The following is a 16,163-nucleotide window of genomic DNA, read 5'->3' on the forward strand; positions in this document are numbered from 1 at the left end:
GGAAAAAGCGTCGCCGTGGGCGAACCGCGGATGTTCTCGGAGACCCACCTGGTCAAGTCGATGTACTCGCGGCGGATCGCCTTGTTCGTGGACTTCCTGCATGCCGAGCTGCCCGCCAGCGTGCAGGCCTACGAGCAAGGCGATGCGGCCAGGCTCATGCAGCAGCCGCTACCTGCCCGGGTGCCTGCGGCGTGACCGGCGCGGTGGCCGTGGCCGTGCCGGCGGTGAAGAAACCGGCCAGTTCGCTGTTTGACACCGCCTGGCTGGCGGAACAGCCCGGACAGGTCAGCACGCGGGCGCCGGTGACCGTGGCCATGCCGTGGCCGTCGCGCGCGGAGAACACGTGGTTGCATCCCAGGCAGCAGGCGTCGATGCGATACAGGTGCACGATGCGCAGCGACGTCGGTTCCTGCAGGCAGGACACATCACGAATGTCGAACGACCCGGTGTTGGGCCGCACGAAGCTGCCCCAGCTCTTGCGCCAATAGGAAGTGGGGATCATGCGGGAGGTCTGCCGGGACGGGGGTGCACTGATCATAGGCAGCCGCGCGTGGAGCCCAGGTGGACGCTGCGGTTGACGAGGCGTGAAGCACGGGATCACGGTGCTCGCACGCCGCAGGCGCCACCCTGTCGCCATCCACGAAAGAAACCAGGGGCAAGGCAGTGCGAGCGTTCAACATCGCGACGTTGATCATGGTGCTGTTTGGTGCCATCTGCCTGGGACTGCAGGGGCAATTCCAGGTCGATCTGATCGGGCTGGCCTGCGGTGCGGACAGCATGTGGCCACGCGCGATCTACGCCCTGATCGGCCTGTCCGGCCTGTGGCAGGCGATCTGGCTGGCCACCCACAAACCCACCGCGCAGATCGTCTGACACGCGGTTGCGGAAAGGGCGGCCAGCGCCGCCCTCCCCTCTTCACTCCCACACCTTCAGGTGCGCCGTTCGAACACGGTCACGCTGCGCGGTGGCGCGAGGAAATCACTCGCCCCCTTCGGCACCGATTCGCGGTCCAGCGCTTCATCGGTGGACAGCATCAGCTTCCAGTGCAGCGGCATGTCCTCGTCATCGGGCAGGTTGAAGCTCACCCCTTCGTGCCACGCATTGATGAGGATCAGCAGAGTGGCATCGGTGGCGTGCTCGCGCACACCGGACTGCTGGGCCTTGCCTTCCAGTACCAGGCCCACCGCACGTGCGCCACCGTCGTGCCAGTCGGCGTCCGCCATTTCCGCGCCGCTGGGATTGAGCCAGGACAGGTCCTTGACCCCGGCCTCCTCGTTGTACTGGCCGTTGAGGAAGCGGCCACGGGTCAGGATGGGATAGCGGCGGCGCAATGCGGTGAGCTCGCGCACGAAGTCGGCCAGCCGGCCTTCGCTGGGGTCGCGCTGCCAGTCGATCCAGGCCGTTTCGTTGTCCTGGCAGTAGGTATTGTTGTTGCCACCCTGGGTCTGTGCCCGCTCATCGCCGGCCAGCAGCATCGGCGTGCCCTGGGCCAGCAGCAGCGTGGCCAGCAGGTTCTTCATCTGCCGCTCGCGCAGCGCCTTGATTTCCGCATCGTCGGTCTCGCCTTCGGCGCCGTAGTTGCACGACCCATCATGGTTGGACCCGTCCTGGTTGTCCTCGCCGTTGGCACTGTTGTGCTTTTCGTTGTAGCTGACCAGGTCATGCAGGGTGAAGCCATCATGGGCGGTGATGAAGTTCACCGACGACCACGGGCGGCGGCCGCGGCGATCGAACAGGTCGGCCGAGCCGGTGAAGCGGGTGGCGAACTCGGCCAGCGTGCCTTCATCGCCCTTCCAGAAGCTGCGCGCGTTGTCACGGAACTTGTCGTTCCATTCGGCCCAGCCGGGCGGGAAGCGGCCCACCTGGTAGCCACCCGGGCCACAATCCCAGGGCTCGGCGATCAGCTTCACCTGTGACAGCAGCGGATCCTGCCCGCAGGCATCGAGGAAACTGCCGCGCTGGTCGAAACCGCTCGGTTCGCGCCCCAGGATCGTCGCCAGGTCGAAGCGGAAGCCATCGACATGCATCTCCTGCGCCCAGTAACGCAGCGAATCGGTGACGAAGCGCATCGCCTGCATGTTGCTGAGGTTGAAGGTGTTGCCGGTGCCGGTATCGTTGATGTAGTAGCGCTTGTCGTCGGCGAGCCGGTAGTAGGTGGCATTGTCGATGCCCTTGAAGGACAGCGTCGGGCCCAGCTGGTTGCCCTCGGCGGTGTGGTTGTAGACCACGTCCAGCACCACTTCCAGCCCCTTGCGATGCATGGCCTTGACCATGTCACGGAACTCGTCGCGGTGGCCGCTGGCCAGGTAGCGGCTCTTGAGCGCGAAGAACGCCAGCGTGTTGTAGCCCCAGTAGTTGCGCAGTCCTTTTTCCAGCAGGTGGCTGTCATCCAGGTAGGCCTGCACCGGCAGCAGTTCCACCGCGGTGACGCCCAGCCCTTTGATGTAGTCCAGCACGGCATCATGGGCGAGCCCGGCGCAGGTGCCGCGCACGGCTTCGGCCACCTCCGGATGGCGCATGGTGTAGCCGCGCACGTGCGTTTCGTACACCAGCGTCCTGTTCCAGGCGATCAACAGATGCTGGTCGTCTTCCCAGTCGTAGTCGTCGTGCACCACCACGGCCTTGGGCATGAACGGGGCGCTGTCGCGCTCGTCGAAGCTGAGGTCCGCGTCGGGATGGCCGATGGTGTAGCCGTACAGCTCGTCGCTCCAGGTGAGATCGCCCTCGATTTCGCGCGCATACGGGTCCAGCAGCAGCTTGTGGTGGTTGAAGCGATGGCCCTCGGCGGGTGCGTACGGGCCATGCACCCGGTAGCCGTAGCGCTGTCCCGGCTTCACATCCGGCAGGTAGCCGTGCCAGACCTCGTTGGTGTACTCGGGCAGTTCGATCCGCTGCTCGTTGCCGGCTTCATCGAACAGGCAGAGATCGACGCGGGTGGCGTGGGCGCTGAACAGCGCGAAATTGGTGCCCTTGCCATCAAAGGTGGCGCCCTGGGGGAACGGACGGCCCTCACGAACGCGCGAGGGGGTGGCATAACGGGCGTGTACGGTATCGCGCATGGGCTGCTCGCTGGGCAGGCGGCGGGAGTGCGGCCTGGGACAGGCAAGACTCTGCTGTCGGGCGTGCAGGCTGCGTCATCGCCTTTCTACGGCGCTCCTCACGTCTCATCGTTGCCAAGGCACCGGGTCGACATACGGCCGCGACCCCAGCCATTGCTGCAGGAAAGCGGTGACTTCGCGGATCTTGCGCGAACGCAGCCGGCTCTGCGGTGACAGCAGCTGGATCTGCGCCTGTTCGGCCATCGCCGAGGCGGACCACTGCGGCAGCAGCGCAACCAGTTCACGGCGTTGCAGGCTGCCGGGGTCCAGCAGCCAGGTGGGAAACAGCACGATGCCCCTGCCCTTCAGCGCCGCTGCCAGCAGCACTTCGGCGTTGTTGCTGCGCAGCGGGCCACTGACGTTGATCGTCTCCACGCGCCCCTCACCGGCGCGTTGGAAGTACCAGCGCTGTGCGCCCATCTGGCCTTTGTAGACCAGGCAGCGGTGCTGCAGCAGGTCGGCCGGGGCGGACGGGACGCCATGCTGCTGCAGGTAGCCGGGGCTGGCCAGCAGGCGCTGCGTGTTGCCGGGGACCGCATGGCCGATCAAGCCCGAATCCACCGGCACGCCGATCCGGATGATGATGTCGGCGGCCTCCTGCACCGGGTCGATGAACGCATCGGTGAGGGTCAGCTCCACGCTCAACCCGGGGTGCAGGTCCTGCAGCGCGTGCACCGCGTCGGCCACGTGCAGGCGGCCGAACGCCTCCGGTGCATTGATGCGTACCAGCCCGCGGATCTCGCCGCTGCTGCCGCCGATCTCCTCCGCCGCCTGGTCCAGCAGTTCGATCGCCTCGCGCGCCTGGGCCAGGAAACGTTCGCCTTCTTCGGTAAGGCTGACCGCGCGCGTACTGCGATACAGGAGCTGGCGCCCCAGGTCCTTTTCCAGCGCCGCCACATGACGCGACACCGATGACGCCGGCACCTGGTAGTGACGCGCCGTGGCCAGGAAGCTGCCGCTGCTGGCCACCATCAGGAAGTAACGCAGGGCGTTGAGTTGCACGCATGCCTCGATTGCGATTATCGCAATAATGAATTGCGGTTATGGCGGATTGTAGCTCCCTTGGCGCCTGTCTACGATGACCGCCATTCTCCCCTTCCCCATCGGCTCCCCATGTCCAGCTCCCTGTTCCAGCCGTTCCCCCTTTCCGGCCTGACCCTGCAGAACCGCGTGGTGATGGCCCCGCTGACCCGTGCACGCGCGCCGCATGACATTGCCGATGAGCGCACCGCGCTGTACTACACGCAGCGCGCGACGGCCGGCCTGATCGTCAGCGAAGGCACCCCGATTTCGCGCGAAGGCCAGGGTTACCTGTTCAACCCGGGCATCTTCAGCGCCGAGCAGATCGCCGGCTGGCGGCTGGTGACCGACTCGGTGCACGCCGTGGGCGGGCGCATGTTCGCGCAGTTGTGGCATGTAGGCCGCGTATCCCACCCGACCATCCAGCAGGACGGGCAGCTGCCGGTCAGTGCCAGTTCGCGCCAGCCGGTCGGCGCGCAGGCGTTTGGGCGCGACGCGGCGGGCAATCCGGCGCTGGTCGAACCGCCGGCGCCGCGCCAGCTCGCGACCGATGAGATTCCGCGGATCGTCGACACCTTCGCGCAGGCGGCCGCCAATGCCATCGAAGCCGGTTTCGACGGCGTCGAGATCCACGCCGCCAACGGCTACCTGTTCGAGCAGTTCATGAACCCGCTGGTCAACGACCGAAGCGACCAGTACGCCGCCACCGCGCTGGACGACCGCCTGCGCTTCACCCTGCAGGTCATCGATGCGGTGGTGGCCCGCGTCGGCGCCGCGCGCACCGGCATCCGCATCTCGCCGTACGGCCAGCTGTTCGACATGCCACTGCATGACCGCATCGACGAGACCTACACCGCGCTGGCCGAACACATCGGACGCCGCAGGCTGGCCTATGTGCACGTGATGAACCAGTCCGGTTTCAAGGTCGGTGGCACCACGGTGGACGCCGGTGGTGAATCCGGTTTCGACGCGCTGCTGCGGCAGATCAAGCAGGCGCTGCCCGCCACGGCACTGATCCTGGCCGGCGGACTGGACCGCGACAGTGCCGAGGCGCTGATCGCCGAGGGGGTGATCGATCTGGCCGCCTTCGGTGCCAGTTTCATCAGCAACCCGGACCTGGTGGCCCGACTGCGCAACCGTTGGGAATTGACGCCGCCGGATCGCAGCACCTTCTACGGCGGCGGTGCCGAGGGCTACGTGGACTATCCGCCGTACCAGGCGGCCTGAGTCGTCGCGTCCGCGACGCAGGCTTCAGGCAATCGGTGCGGTGATGCGGTAGGTTGGGGGCTATCTGCCTCACGACCTCCAAAGGACCTGCATGCACTACGTCATCACCGGCCAGTCGTTCCTCGCCTTCGCCGCCTTCATGGGCATCGGCCTGCTGATCCTGCTGCTGGCCATCACCCTGGTGGCGCTGATTACCCCGCACAAGGAAATCACCTTGATCCGGCAGGGCAACAAGGCCGCGGGCATCGGCATGGCCGGTGCCCTGATCGGCCTGGCGCTGCCGATCAATTCGGTGATCAGCAACTCGGTCTCGCTGGTGGATGCCGCGATCTGGGCGGCCATCGCTGCGGTGATGCAGGTGCTGGCCTTTGGCATCTCGCGCGCCATCATCACCCGACGCGGCCCTGACCAGATCGACGCCGGCAACGAAAGCGCCGGCTGGTTCTCGGCCGGCGTGGCGATTGCCGTGGGCCTGGTGAACTCGGCCGCGATGGTGCCCTGAGCCGATTGCGTTTCAGGGCATGGCTTCAAGATCCGGCACCGCGCAGTGGCGTGTGCGCAGCGGATTGCAGGTCGCTGCCGCCCCGCGCGGCAGCGGCACTTGGTATTCCGTGCCGAAGCGCGCATCGGGCCAGAGATAATCCGTCGATACATACTGGGCCCCGCTGGCCAGCGCCGCCTCGCGCCGCCGGGTATCCCCGGTGCGCGCTTCGCGGGTTTCCGCATCGGCGCGCGTGCGCACGATGAAACCCTGCTGCACCGCGCGGCGGATCTGCTCCGCCTGGCCGATCGGGTCGTTGAGGGTCATGTAGGCGGCGGCCGGTGAGTCGGCATCGATGTTGACGAACAGCACCCTGCCCTGCAGTGAAGGGCGATCGCCCCGATACAGCGCCACCTTCGCCGGACCTTCGTCCAGGGCGAACAGGAAGCGACCGCGTGCGTGTTCCAGCGTCGGCCAGTTTCCCGCCAGCACGGCCTCGCGCAGGGTCGGGTAGCCGCCCTGCACGTCATCGGGCACGATCAGTTTTCCGGGCCCGAGCACCGCGCGGATTTCCGCATCCAGCGCGTCGAACGCCGCCGCATCGAAGCGCAGTGCATCGAGGCCACCCAGCCGTGCGTTCTGGTCATCCTTGGCGTTGACCAGCAGCAGGATCGGCACGTGCCAGGGATGTGCATCGGACCAGGCGCGCAGCTGCTGCAGGCACTGCTGCAGGCGTACGCAGCTGCTCGCGTTGTCCAGCCCGGGCATGTGCAGCACCTTGAAGCCCGGCCGTTGCAGGTCCGGGTCGGCCGATCCCGCTGCGTAATGGCCGCCCTGCGGATCGAAATTGACGTCCAGCTCCAGCTGCCGCGCCCCGTGCTGCAGCTGCTCGGCCAAGGGACGGTGGGCATAGTCCAGCGCCTGCGCCATGTCCGGATCGCGTCCGGCAAGCGCCTGCAGGCGGGCGTCCGGCATGGGCAGCTTGTAACTGTTGTGGGTACCGACAGCGAGCACATCGTTGAGCCGCACCCCCGCAGGTGCTGCGGCGGCAGCGGCCGGGCCCAAGGCCAGGGCCAGCAACAACAGCAGGGCGGATCGGGGGCTGCGGAAGAATGCCACGTGGAATGACCTGACATCTGCGGGGCCGCTCAGCGTGCCGGCGCACGCATACACACAGATGACAGCCAGCACCTGTTAGTATTCCTGCTAACAGAGCCGAACCCGTCATGGCAGGTCGGCTGAAGTCTTCAGATTGCCGTTGCTGTCCGTCTCACAGCCTGAGACGCGCCCTCCCTAGCGTGGTCCCATGGAAACCCTGCGCAAACTCGAAATCCTCGCCGACGCGGCAAAGTACGATGCCTCGTGCGCCTCCAGCGGGGCCGGCAAGCGCGATTCGAAAAAGTCCGGCGGCATCGGCAGCACCGAGGGTGCAGGCATCTGCCACAGCTACACGCCCGATGGGCGCTGCGTGTCCCTGCTGAAGATCCTGCTGACCAACTTCTGCATCTACGACTGCGCCTACTGCGTGAACCGGGTATCGAGCAACGTGCCGCGCGCGCGCTTCCGCGTGGCCGAAGTGGTGGCCCTGACGCTGGACTTCTACAAGCGCAACTATATCGAGGGCCTGTTCCTTTCCAGCGGCATCATCCGCAGCGCCGACTACACCATGGAACACATGGTGGAAGTCGCACGCCAGCTGCGCGAAGAACACCGCTACGCCGGCTACATCCATCTCAAGACCATTCCCGAAGCCTCGCCGGAGCTGCTGGCGGCGGCGGGCAGGTACGCCGACCGCCTGTCGATCAACGTCGAGCTGCCGACCGAAGCCGGGCTGGCCGCGTTCGCGCCGGAGAAGACCATGCCCACCATCCGCGGCGCGATGGGTGAGCTGCGTTGGCGGATCGAGGAATCCAGGGAGGAGCGCGCACGGCCGGCACGGGTGGCCGCGCCCGACCGCAGCGCGCAGAAGCGTGCGCCGCGCTTCGCGCCGGCCGGCCAGAGCACGCAGATGATCGTCGGTGCCGACGGGGCCAGCGACCGCGACATCCTGACCACCTCCGACCAGCTGTACGGCAATTACCACATGCGCCGGGTCTACTATTCCGCCTTCAGCCCGATCCCCGATGCCAGCAAGGCGCTGCCGCTGCAACCGCCGCCGCTGCAGCGCGAGCATCGCCTGTACCAGGCCGACTGGCTGCTGCGTTTCTATGGTTACGGCATCGAAGAGATCACCGACACCACCCAGGACGGCATGCTGGACCTGGACATCGACCCGAAGATGGCCTGGGCGCTGCGCCATCCCGAGCAGTTCCCGGTCGACCTCAATCTGGCACCGAAGGAGCTGCTGCTGCGGGTGCCGGGGCTGGGCGTGCGCAACGTCAAGCGCGTGCTCATGGCGCGCCGCCACGGCCGCCTGCGGGTAGCCGATGTCGCGCGGCTGCGGGCGCCGATGCGCAAGCTGCTGCCCTTCGTGCAGCTGCTGGACCACCATCCGCATCGCCGCCTGGACGATCCAGCCAGCCTGCGCGCCAGCCTGGCGCCGCCGCCCCGCCAGGGCTCGTTGTTCGGCGAAAGCCTTGCCAGCTGAGATGCGGCGCTGGTCGGCACGGATCGATCCGCCGTGGTCACTGGATGCCTGGCGAGCGGCCGCGCGCCTCGGGCTGGCTGCCGGCGTGGCACCCGAGCAGATCGACTGGCTGGAGGGCACCGATGCCTCGCTGCTGGATGCACCGGCGCTTGCCGGCGCGCCGATGTCCGGCGATGCCGGTGGCGCTGCCGGCCCGCGCGTGTCCAAGGCCTTCCTGGAGCTGGCGGCCAGCGTGCTGTGCCATCGCGATCCGCAGCGCCTGCCCCTGCTCTACCGGCTGCTGTGGCGGATCGCCCATGGCCAGCGCGAGGTATTGTCCAACCCCGCCGATGCCGATGTGCAGCGCGCCCATGCGCTGGCCCAGGCGGTACGCCGCGATTCGCACAAGATGAAGGCCTTCGTGCGGTTCCGCGAGGTGCCCGGCGAGGACGATGCCTTCATTGCCTGGTTCGAACCGGACCACCACATCGTGGACCGCGTCGCGCCGTTCTTCGCGCGTCGCTTCGCCGGCATGCGCTGGGCGATCCTGACGCCCTCGCGCAGCGCGTACTGGGATGGCAGCAGCCTGAGCGCCGGCCCCGGTGCGCAGCGCAGCGACGCCCCCGCCGATGACTCCCGCGAGGAGCTGTGGCGCACCTACTACGCCAGCATCTTCAATCCGGCGCGTCTGAATGAACGGATGATGCGCCAAGAGATGCCGGTCAAATACTGGAAATACCTGCCGGAGGCCGCGCTGCTGCCCCGGCTGGTCCGCGATGCCGGTACCCGCGTGGAGGAAATGCATGCGCGTGAAGCCGTGGCGCCGCAGCGCCGGATCCCGGAGGCGCCGCTGCTGCCTTCGGCTGCCGCTGCGCGCGCCGCCGACACCCTGCCCGACTCGCTGGCATTGCAACGGCATCGTGCCGCTGCCTGCCGGCGTTGCGCGCTGTGGGAGCCTGCCACCCAGACCGTGTTCGGCGAGGGTCCAGCCGACGCGCGGGTGATGCTGATCGGTGAGCAGCCTGGGGATCGCGAAGACCTCAGCGGCCGACCGTTCGTGGGCCCGGCCGGGAAACTGCTGGACCGCGCGCTGGGCGAGGCGGGCATCGACCGCAGCACGTTGTACCTGACCAACGCGGTCAAGCATTTCCGCTTCCAGCGCCGCGGCAAGGTGCGCGTGCACCAGCGCCCTGACCGCGAGCACGTGCAGGCGTGCCGGTCCTGGCTGGCAGGGGAGATCGAGCAGGTGCGTCCGGATACCGTGGTCTGCCTCGGGGCGACCGCCGCGTCGGCCCTGCTGGGCGCCTCGTTCCGTTTCAGCGAGGGGCGCGGCCAGTGGCACACGCTGCACGACGGCACCCGCGCGCTGGTGACCGTGCATCCCTCCTGGGTGCTGCGCCAGGACGATGGCCCGGCCGCGGATGCGGCCTACCAGGTACTGCTGGCCGATCTGCTCAAGCTCGCCGGTGATGCGCGACCGTAGAATGGCGCATGCTTTCTCTTCTTGGCTTGTTCCTGGCTGCCCTTGTCGCGGCCACGCTGATCCCTGCGCAGTCCGAAGCGGTGCTGGTGGCGCTGCTGCTGGAGGGTGGGCCACCGGTTCTGCTGGTAGCCGTGGCCACTGCCGGAAACGTGCTGGGATCACTGGTCAACTGGTGGCTTGGCATGCAGGTGCAGCGCTTCCAAGGGCGGCGCTGGTTTCCGGTATCCGGGGCCAGGCTGGAACAGGCGCAGGCATGGTACCGGCGCTACGGCCGCTGGTCGCTGCTGCTGTCGTGGGCGCCGGTGATCGGTGATCCGATCACCCTGGCGGCCGGCGTGATGCGCGAACCGCTTCGGGTGTTCCTGCCGCTGGTGGTGATCGCCAAGGCCGGACGCTACGCCGTGCTGGCGCTGCTGACGCTGGGCCTGATGTAGGCCGGTGGCGCCGACCCATGGTCGGCGAGCGCAGCGGGCCGTTGGCGGACAGATTGGGGCATTCCGCATGAAATTACGTTGACACGACGCGATCGGCCCATCTGATAACCTGCAGCGTCTCCCCTATCGTGCGTCCTGCCCGTCGTCGTCGATGCCAGTACTTGACCCGGCCCTGCCGCCTACCCGTGCCGAGCGCCTGAAACGCGCCACCCATGAAACGCACGAGCGGCTGGACCAGCGCATCATGGCCCAACGGATCTTCGACAGCCGCGAGCGCTTCGCCGCGTTCCTGCGCGTGCAGCATCGCCTGCACCAGCAGATCGACACGCTTTACGCCCACGCCGCGCTGCAGCCGTTGTTGCCCGGACTGGAAACGCGGCGCCGGTTGCCCGGCATCACCCGCGACCTGACCGACCTGCGCACGCCCTTGCCGACCACCGTCCCGACCCTGCCCGCTGCGCTGCCGGTGCCTGCCGCACTGGGTTGGCTGTACGTGGCCGAGGGCTCGGCGCTGGGTGGTGCGGTGATCTACAAACTAGCCGCGCCACTGGGGCTTGACCAGGCCTTCGGCGCCAGCCACCTCGCTCCTCCTGCCGGGGGCATCGCCGCCCACTGGCGCAGCTTCACCACCGCCTTGAACGCCATCGTCCTGCCTGAAACGGACGAGCGGCAGGTCGAGGACGGCGCCCGCGCTGCCTTCGCCGCCGTGGGCGGGTTTGTTACCCAGGAGTTCCCATGAACGATGCCACCGACGCGGGTCTGGACCTGTCGAGCTGCGCGCGCGAGCCGATCCACACGCCGGGGGCCATCCAGCCTTACGGCGTGCTGCTGGTCGTGGACCCGCTGACGATGCAGGTGCAGGAACGCGCGATCACCCAGGCCCAGGTGCTGGAGTACTTCGGTGACCCGCTGGACCAGCACCTGGATGGCGTGCTGGGCGGCGCCGTGGCGCCCTACCGGCGCCACCTGGACCTGCTGGCACCGGGCTCCAGCGTCTTCCTGGGCTCGGTGCAGCTGGGCCGCTTCGGCCGCCACCATGTGCTGGCCCACCGCAGCGACACCCATTTCCTGGTCGAGCTGGAAGAACCGGTGGAAGGCGAGCCCGGCTCGCTGGAAGACCTGTATCCGCAGATCCGCCGCTTCATGGGCGAGATCGAAACCGTGTCCGACATTGCCACGCTGTGCGAGATCGGCGCCCGCCACGTACGTGCGCTGGCCAATTTTGATCGCACGATGATCTACCAGTTCGACAAGGACTGGAACGGCGCGGTCGTGGCCGAAGACCGCAACGACCGGTTGCCGTCCTACATGGACCTGCGCTTCCCCGAATCGGACATCCCCGCCCAGGCGCGCGAGCTGTACCGCCGCAACCGCGTGCGGCTGATCGCCGACAGTGACTACCAGGCCGTGCCGCTGCTGCGCAGCGCCGCCCATGCCGACGCAGCGCCCACCGATCTCAGCCTGGCGGTGCTGCGCAGCGTGTCCCCGGTGCACCTGCAGTACATGCGCAACATGGGCACGGGCGCCTCGATGTCGGTGTCGCTGGTCAGCGAAGGCCGGCTGTGGGGCCTGGTGTCCTGCCACAACCAGCAGCCGCGGCGCGTGCCCTACCACGTGCGCACCGCGTGCGAGTTCATCGGCCAGATCCTGTCGCTGCAGATCGCGCTGAAAGAACGCGCGATGGCGGTGGAAGAGCGCATCTCGCGCCGCGCCATCCAAGTCCGCCTGCTCGGCCGGATGGCCGGCGACGAAGACTTCATGGCCGCGCTTGGCCGCGATGAGAAGAGCCTGTTGGACCTCACCGGCGCGGCGGGTGCGGCGATCATCCACCGTGGCCAGTGCGTGCTGCTGGGCGAGACGCCGGGACAGACCCAGGTCAATGCGCTGGTGGACTGGCTTACCCGGGAACACGCCGGCGAGGACGTCTTCCAGACCGACGCGCTGCCCGCGTCGTGGGCCGAGGCCGGCGCGTTCGCCGACGTCGCCAGCGGCCTGATGGCCATCTCCATTTCCCAGCTGCACGACAGCTTCGTGCTGTGGTTCCGTCCGGAAGTGATGCGTACCGTGCGCTGGGGGGGCGAACCGCGCAAGGCGGTGGTCGATGGCACGCTGTCGCCGCGGCTGTCCTTCGAAGCCTGGAAGGAAACCGTACGCCAGCAGTCCACGCCGTGGCAGGACGTGGACCGCGACGCCGCGCTGGAGCTGCGCACGGCCATCGTCGACATCGTGCTGCGCAAGGCCGAGGAAATGGCCGAACTCAACGAGCAGTTGCTGCGCAGCAACAAGGAACTGGAGGCGTTTTCCTATTCGGTCAGCCATGACCTGCGCGCGCCGTTCCGGCATATCGTCGGCTATTCCGAGCTGCTTGGCAGTTCGGCGGCGGACAAGCTGACCGATACCGAAAAACGCTTCCTGGCCACGATCGTCGAATCGGCCAAGTCGGCCGGCACGCTGGTCGATGACCTGCTGAGCTTCTCGCAGATGGGCCGCTCCAGCATGGGCCTGGTGAACGTGGACGTGGGCGCGCTGGTGGAGGACGTGCGCCAGAACCTGGTGATGGAAGCCGAAGGACGGACCATCCACTGGAACATCGCCCCCCTGCCCCGCGTGGAAGCCGACTCCAGCATGCTGCGCCTGGTATGGCAGAACCTGTTGGGCAATGCGATCAAGTTCACCCGTGACAGTGCCGAACCGACCATCGAGGTCGGCGCCGAGCGCGGCGACAACGAGCACATCTTCTTCGTCAAGGACAACGGCTGCGGCTTCGACATGCGCTATGTCGACAAGCTGTTCGGCGTGTTCCAGCGCCTGCACCATGCCGACGAGTTCGAGGGCACCGGCATCGGCCTGGCCAACGTGCACCGCATCGTCAGCCGCCACGGCGGCCGTACCTGGGCCGAGGGCGAACTCGGCAAGGGCGCCACGCTCTATTTCACCATTCCGTATTCCCAGAGAGGCACTGCATGAGGGACCTGCGACCCATCCTGCTCGTAGAAGACAACCCGAAGGACGCCGAGTTGACCCTCGATGCGCTGGCACGCTGCCAGCTGCTCAACCAGGTCACCCACGTGCGCGACGGTGTCGAAGCGCTGCAGTACCTGCGCAGCGAAGGCGCCTACAAGGACCTCAACCACGGCGGCCCGGTGGTGGTGCTGCTGGACCTGAAACTGCCCAAGTTGAACGGACTGGAAGTGCTGGCCGAAGTGCGCGGCGACCGCCATCTCAGCCGCACCCCGATCGTGATGCTGACCTCCTCGCGCGAGGAGCAGGACCTGGTGCGCAGCTATGAGCTGGGCGTCAACGCCTTCGTGGTCAAGCCGGTGGACTTCAAGGAGTTCTTCGACGCCATCCAGGGGCTGGGCATGTTCTGGGGCATCACCAACAATCCGCCGCCGCACCCGATCCGGCCCTCAGGCCAAGGCCGCACGAATGACTGAAACTGCCAGGGATGCGCCGATCCGCATCCTCATGCTTGAGGATAGTGCGCTCGACGCGGAACTGATCGAGGCGCAGCTGACGCGCGCCCGCATGCACTTCCAGGTCCATCGCGTATGGACCCGCGACGCCTTCATCGCAGAGCTCGACGCCGAACGCCATGACGTGATCCTCGCCGACCACGTGCTGCCCGGCTTCGACGGCGACACCGCGCTGACCTTGGCCAGCGAACAGGTGCCGCAGCTGCCCTTCATCTTCGTCTCCGGCACGCTGACCGAAGAGCTGGCGGTGCAGGCGCTGACCCGCGGCGCGCGCGATTACGTTGTCAAGCAGCGCCTGCAGCGCCTGCCGGACGCCATCCTGCGGGCGATCCGCGAAGCGGAAGCGCGCGCCAAGCTGCGCACCGCCGAAGTGGAACTGAAGCAGAGCCGCGACCGCCTGCAGCTGATCACCGACTCCATGCCCGCGCTGATCGCGCACCTGGGCCCGGACCACCGCTACCGCTTCGCCAACAATGCCTACGAGGCCTGGCATGGTCGTCCACCGGCGGAACTGATCGGCCTGCAGGTCAGCGACGTGGTCGGCGCCGGCCTGTTCGATGCCGCCCTGCCCCACCTGCAGCAGGTACTGCAGGGCCAACGCGTGAGCTTCGAACTGGAGCTGCAGCGCGCCGACGGCAGCCCGCGCCACGTGCTGCTGGACGGCGTGCCCGAGATCACCGCAGAAGGCGAAGTGGCCGGCTATTACACGCTGGCGCGCGACATCAGCGACCTCAAGCAGGCCGAACTGCTGCTGCGCGATGCCAACGATTTCCTCGAGCAACAGGTCGAGCAGCGGACCGCCGACCTGCGCCAGAGCGAGAGCCGGCTGCAGGCGGTGTTCGAATCCAGTTTCCAGCTGCAGGTGCTGATCAGTCCCGACGGCCGCGTGCTGGACGCCAACCGCGCTTCGCTGGCGGCGATCCTGAGCGAGAAAGCCGACGTCAGCGACGCGCTGTTCTGTGAGTCAGCGTGGTTTTCGGCCAGTCCGGATGCGGCGCAGACGGTGCGCAGCGCGGTGCAGTCCGCCGCCGAAGGCAGCGAGTCGCGCCACGAACTGGAACTGCAGCTGCCTACCGGCACGCGTTCGTTCGATTTTTCATTCCGGCCGCTGCTCGACCACCAGCACACCGTGACCGCGGTGGTCTGCGAAGCGGTGGAAACCACCGCGCGCCGGCTCGCCGAAGAGGCGCTTCGGCAGAGCCAGAAGATCGAGGCCGTCGGCCAGCTGACCGGCGGCATCGCACACGATTTCAACAACATCCTGACCGTCATCGCCGGCAACGTGGAACATGCCAAGCTGTTGACCGACCGCCTTGGCGACGGTGCCCAGGCCATTGCGCGTCCGCTCGACAACGCCCTGAAGGGCGTCATGCGCGCGGCGAGCCTGACCCAGCGCCTGCTTGCCTTCGCCCGCCGCCAGCCGCTGTTGAACCAGGCCGTCAACCTCAATGAGCAGGTGCTGGGCATGCAGGAACTGCTGCAGCGCGCGCTCGGCGAACTGGTGCATCTGGAGATCGCCGTCGCCCCGGATGTCTGGTGCGTGGAGGTGGATCCCGGCCAGCTGGAAGCGTCCATCCTCAACCTGGCGGTGAACGCACGCGATGCGATGCCCGATGGCGGCACGCTCCTGCTGGAGACCGGCACCGGCGTGCTGGACGAAGGCTTTGCCGAACAGAACCCGGACGTGCCGCCGGGCCAGTACGCGGTGCTGCGGGTGCGTGACACTGGCCAGGGCATGAGCGCGGAAACGATGGCGCGGGTGTTCGAGCCGTTCTTCACCACCAAGGAAGTCGGCCGCGGCACCGGCCTCGGCCTGTCGATGGTGTATGGCTTCGTCAAGCAGTCCGGTGGCCACGTGCAGGTGGAGTCCACGCCGGGTACCGGCACGGTGATCACCATGCTGTTCCCGCGCTCGGACCTGCCGCTGCCGGGTCCGCGGCTTGCCGAGCAGAACGGGTATGCCGAATACGAGGCGCAGGATGAAACCATCCTGGTCGCCGAGGACAACGACGACGTACGCGCCTACACCGTGGAAGCGCTGCGCCAGCTGGGCTATCGCGTACTGGAAGCGCATGACGGACCGTCGGCGATCCGCCTGCTGGACCGCCCGGACGTCGACGTGGACCTGCTGTTCTCGGACATCGTGATGCCCGGCATGACCGGCTGGGAGCTGGCCCGCCAGTCCCGCCAGCGCAAGCCGGCGCTGCGCATCCTGTTCACCTCCGGCTATCCGCGCGACCACCAGGCCAACAACCATCTGGGGCGGCATATCGCGATCCTGCCCAAGCCCTTCACCCGCATCGACCTGGCGCGCGCGGTGCGCGGCAACCTGGACGAAGAGCGCAGCAGCTGACCGTTGCTGCGCACAGGGTGCCCAC

15 protein-coding genes are annotated in these 16,163 nt (G+C 67.6%); 11 read left to right on the forward strand and 4 right to left on the reverse strand.

Annotated features, from left to right (window positions below):
• Nucleotides 1-15: 15 nt before the first annotated feature.
• Complete coding sequence (locus tag QE373_RS09000) at nucleotides 16-195, forward strand: hypothetical protein (RefSeq protein WP_309685643.1); 180 nt, start codon at nucleotides 16-18, stop codon at nucleotides 193-195.
• On the opposite strand, the gene QE373_RS09005 is transcribed toward QE373_RS09000, so the two are convergent.
• The gene (locus tag QE373_RS09005; RefSeq protein WP_057507644.1) at nucleotides 155-502 is read right to left on the reverse strand and encodes a hypothetical protein; all 348 of its coding nucleotides are present in this window, start codon (nucleotides 500-502) and stop codon (nucleotides 155-157) included. The two genes, QE373_RS09000 and QE373_RS09005, sit on opposite strands and share 41 nt — an antisense overlap.
• Before the next feature lie 161 nt (nucleotides 503-663).
• Between QE373_RS09005 and QE373_RS09010 the strand changes: the two genes are divergently transcribed.
• On the forward strand, nucleotides 664-873 hold the full coding sequence (locus QE373_RS09010) for a DUF378 domain-containing protein (RefSeq protein WP_211260367.1): 210 nt from the start codon (nucleotides 664-666) through the stop codon (nucleotides 871-873).
• 56 nt (nucleotides 874-929) lie between these two features.
• Here the strand turns inward: QE373_RS09010 and glgX are convergent, their stop codons facing one another.
• Together glgX and QE373_RS09020 are read right to left on the reverse strand one after the other, a co-directional pair.
• Nucleotides 930-3,059 carry a glycogen debranching protein GlgX gene (gene glgX, locus QE373_RS09015; RefSeq protein ID WP_309685647.1) on the reverse strand — a complete coding sequence of 710 codons (2,130 nt, stop codon included), beginning with the start codon at nucleotides 3,057-3,059 and terminating at the stop codon, nucleotides 930-932.
• Nucleotides 3,060-3,164: 105 nt separating this feature from the next.
• Complete coding sequence (locus QE373_RS09020) at nucleotides 3,165-4,100, reverse strand: LysR family transcriptional regulator (RefSeq protein WP_309685649.1); 936 nt, start codon at nucleotides 4,098-4,100, stop codon at nucleotides 3,165-3,167.
• A 111-nt stretch (nucleotides 4,101-4,211) separates the two neighbouring features.
• Here QE373_RS09020 and QE373_RS09025 point away from each other — a divergent pair, with 111 nt between their 5' ends.
• Together QE373_RS09025 and QE373_RS09030 are read left to right on the forward strand one after the other, a co-directional pair.
• Nucleotides 4,212-5,345, forward strand: coding sequence for an alkene reductase (locus QE373_RS09025; protein ID WP_309685651.1), 1,134 nt, complete (start codon nucleotides 4,212-4,214; stop codon nucleotides 5,343-5,345).
• 91 nt (nucleotides 5,346-5,436) lie between these two features.
• Nucleotides 5,437-5,847, forward strand: a complete 411-nt coding sequence (locus QE373_RS09030) for a DUF350 domain-containing protein (protein ID WP_057507648.1) — start codon at nucleotides 5,437-5,439, stop codon at nucleotides 5,845-5,847.
• Nucleotides 5,848-5,859: 12 nt separating this feature from the next.
• Here the strand turns inward: QE373_RS09030 and QE373_RS09035 are convergent, their stop codons facing one another.
• Nucleotides 5,860-6,945 (reverse strand): phosphatidylinositol-specific phospholipase C1-like protein, encoded by a 1,086-nt coding sequence (locus QE373_RS09035; RefSeq protein ID WP_309685654.1) that lies wholly within the window; start codon nucleotides 6,943-6,945, stop codon nucleotides 5,860-5,862.
• A gap of 187 nt (nucleotides 6,946-7,132) precedes the next feature.
• Here QE373_RS09035 and QE373_RS09040 point away from each other — a divergent pair, with 187 nt between their 5' ends.
• The 7 genes from QE373_RS09040 to QE373_RS09070 all read left to right on the forward strand — a co-directional run bounded on the left by QE373_RS09040 (nucleotide 7,133) and on the right by QE373_RS09070 (nucleotide 16,138).
• A complete protein-coding gene (locus QE373_RS09040; protein ID WP_057507649.1) occupies nucleotides 7,133-8,413 on the forward strand; it encodes a putative DNA modification/repair radical SAM protein in 1,281 nt (426 codons plus the stop codon).
• Nucleotide 8,414: 1 nt separating this feature from the next.
• The gene (locus tag QE373_RS09045; protein ID WP_309685656.1) at nucleotides 8,415-9,875 is read left to right on the forward strand and encodes a UdgX family uracil-DNA binding protein; all 1,461 of its coding nucleotides are present in this window, start codon (nucleotides 8,415-8,417) and stop codon (nucleotides 9,873-9,875) included.
• Nucleotides 9,876-9,883: 8 nt separating this feature from the next.
• The gene (locus QE373_RS09050) at nucleotides 9,884-10,309 is read left to right on the forward strand and encodes a YqaA family protein (RefSeq protein ID WP_309685658.1); all 426 of its coding nucleotides are present in this window, start codon (nucleotides 9,884-9,886) and stop codon (nucleotides 10,307-10,309) included.
• A gap of 151 nt (nucleotides 10,310-10,460) precedes the next feature.
• Nucleotides 10,461-11,048 (forward strand): biliverdin-producing heme oxygenase, encoded by a 588-nt coding sequence (locus tag QE373_RS09055; RefSeq protein WP_309685661.1) that lies wholly within the window; start codon nucleotides 10,461-10,463, stop codon nucleotides 11,046-11,048.
• Entirely contained in the window at nucleotides 11,045-13,276 is a 2,232-nt protein-coding gene (locus QE373_RS09060) for an ATP-binding protein (RefSeq protein WP_309685663.1), read from the forward strand. The genes QE373_RS09055 and QE373_RS09060 overlap by 4 nt, the downstream gene beginning before the upstream one ends.
• Complete coding sequence (locus tag QE373_RS09065; protein ID WP_057507654.1) at nucleotides 13,273-13,746, forward strand: response regulator; 474 nt, start codon at nucleotides 13,273-13,275, stop codon at nucleotides 13,744-13,746. Before QE373_RS09060 ends, QE373_RS09065 begins: the two co-directional genes overlap by 4 nt.
• A 31-nt stretch (nucleotides 13,747-13,777) precedes the next feature.
• Nucleotides 13,778-16,138, forward strand: coding sequence for a PAS domain-containing protein (locus QE373_RS09070; protein ID WP_309685665.1), 2,361 nt, complete (start codon nucleotides 13,778-13,780; stop codon nucleotides 16,136-16,138).
• The last annotated feature ends 25 nt before the right edge of the window (nucleotides 16,139-16,163 follow it).

It is taken from the genome of Stenotrophomonas sp. SORGH_AS_0321, assembly GCF_031453215.1.
Taxonomy (GTDB): domain Bacteria; phylum Pseudomonadota; class Gammaproteobacteria; order Xanthomonadales; family Xanthomonadaceae; genus Stenotrophomonas; species Stenotrophomonas chelatiphaga.

Excerpts from the sequence above, each read along its gene's own strand:
- QE373_RS09005 (WP_057507644.1), bottom strand. The coding sequence starts at position 502 with ATGATCCCCACTTCCTATTGGCGCAAGAGCTGGGGCAGCTTCGTGCGG.
- QE373_RS09060 (WP_309685663.1), top strand. The coding sequence starts at position 11,045 with ATGAACGATGCCACCGACGCGGGTCTGGACCTGTCGAGCTGCGCGCGC.
- QE373_RS09070 (WP_309685665.1), top strand. The coding sequence starts at position 13,778 with ATGCTTGAGGATAGTGCGCTCGACGCGGAACTGATCGAGGCGCAGCTG.
- QE373_RS09030 (WP_057507648.1), top strand. The coding sequence starts at position 5,437 with ATGCACTACGTCATCACCGGCCAGTCGTTCCTCGCCTTCGCCGCCTTC.
- QE373_RS09050 (WP_309685658.1), top strand. The coding sequence starts at position 9,884 with ATGCTTTCTCTTCTTGGCTTGTTCCTGGCTGCCCTTGTCGCGGCCACG.
- QE373_RS09055 (WP_309685661.1), top strand. The coding sequence starts at position 10,461 with ATGCCAGTACTTGACCCGGCCCTGCCGCCTACCCGTGCCGAGCGCCTG.
- QE373_RS09045 (WP_309685656.1), top strand. The coding sequence starts at position 8,415 with ATGCGGCGCTGGTCGGCACGGATCGATCCGCCGTGGTCACTGGATGCC.
- QE373_RS09025 (WP_309685651.1), top strand. The coding sequence starts at position 4,212 with ATGTCCAGCTCCCTGTTCCAGCCGTTCCCCCTTTCCGGCCTGACCCTG.
- QE373_RS09040 (WP_057507649.1), top strand. The coding sequence starts at position 7,133 with ATGGAAACCCTGCGCAAACTCGAAATCCTCGCCGACGCGGCAAAGTAC.
- QE373_RS09065 (WP_057507654.1), top strand. The coding sequence starts at position 13,273 with ATGAGGGACCTGCGACCCATCCTGCTCGTAGAAGACAACCCGAAGGAC.
- glgX (WP_309685647.1), bottom strand. The coding sequence starts at position 3,059 with ATGCGCGATACCGTACACGCCCGTTATGCCACCCCCTCGCGCGTTCGT.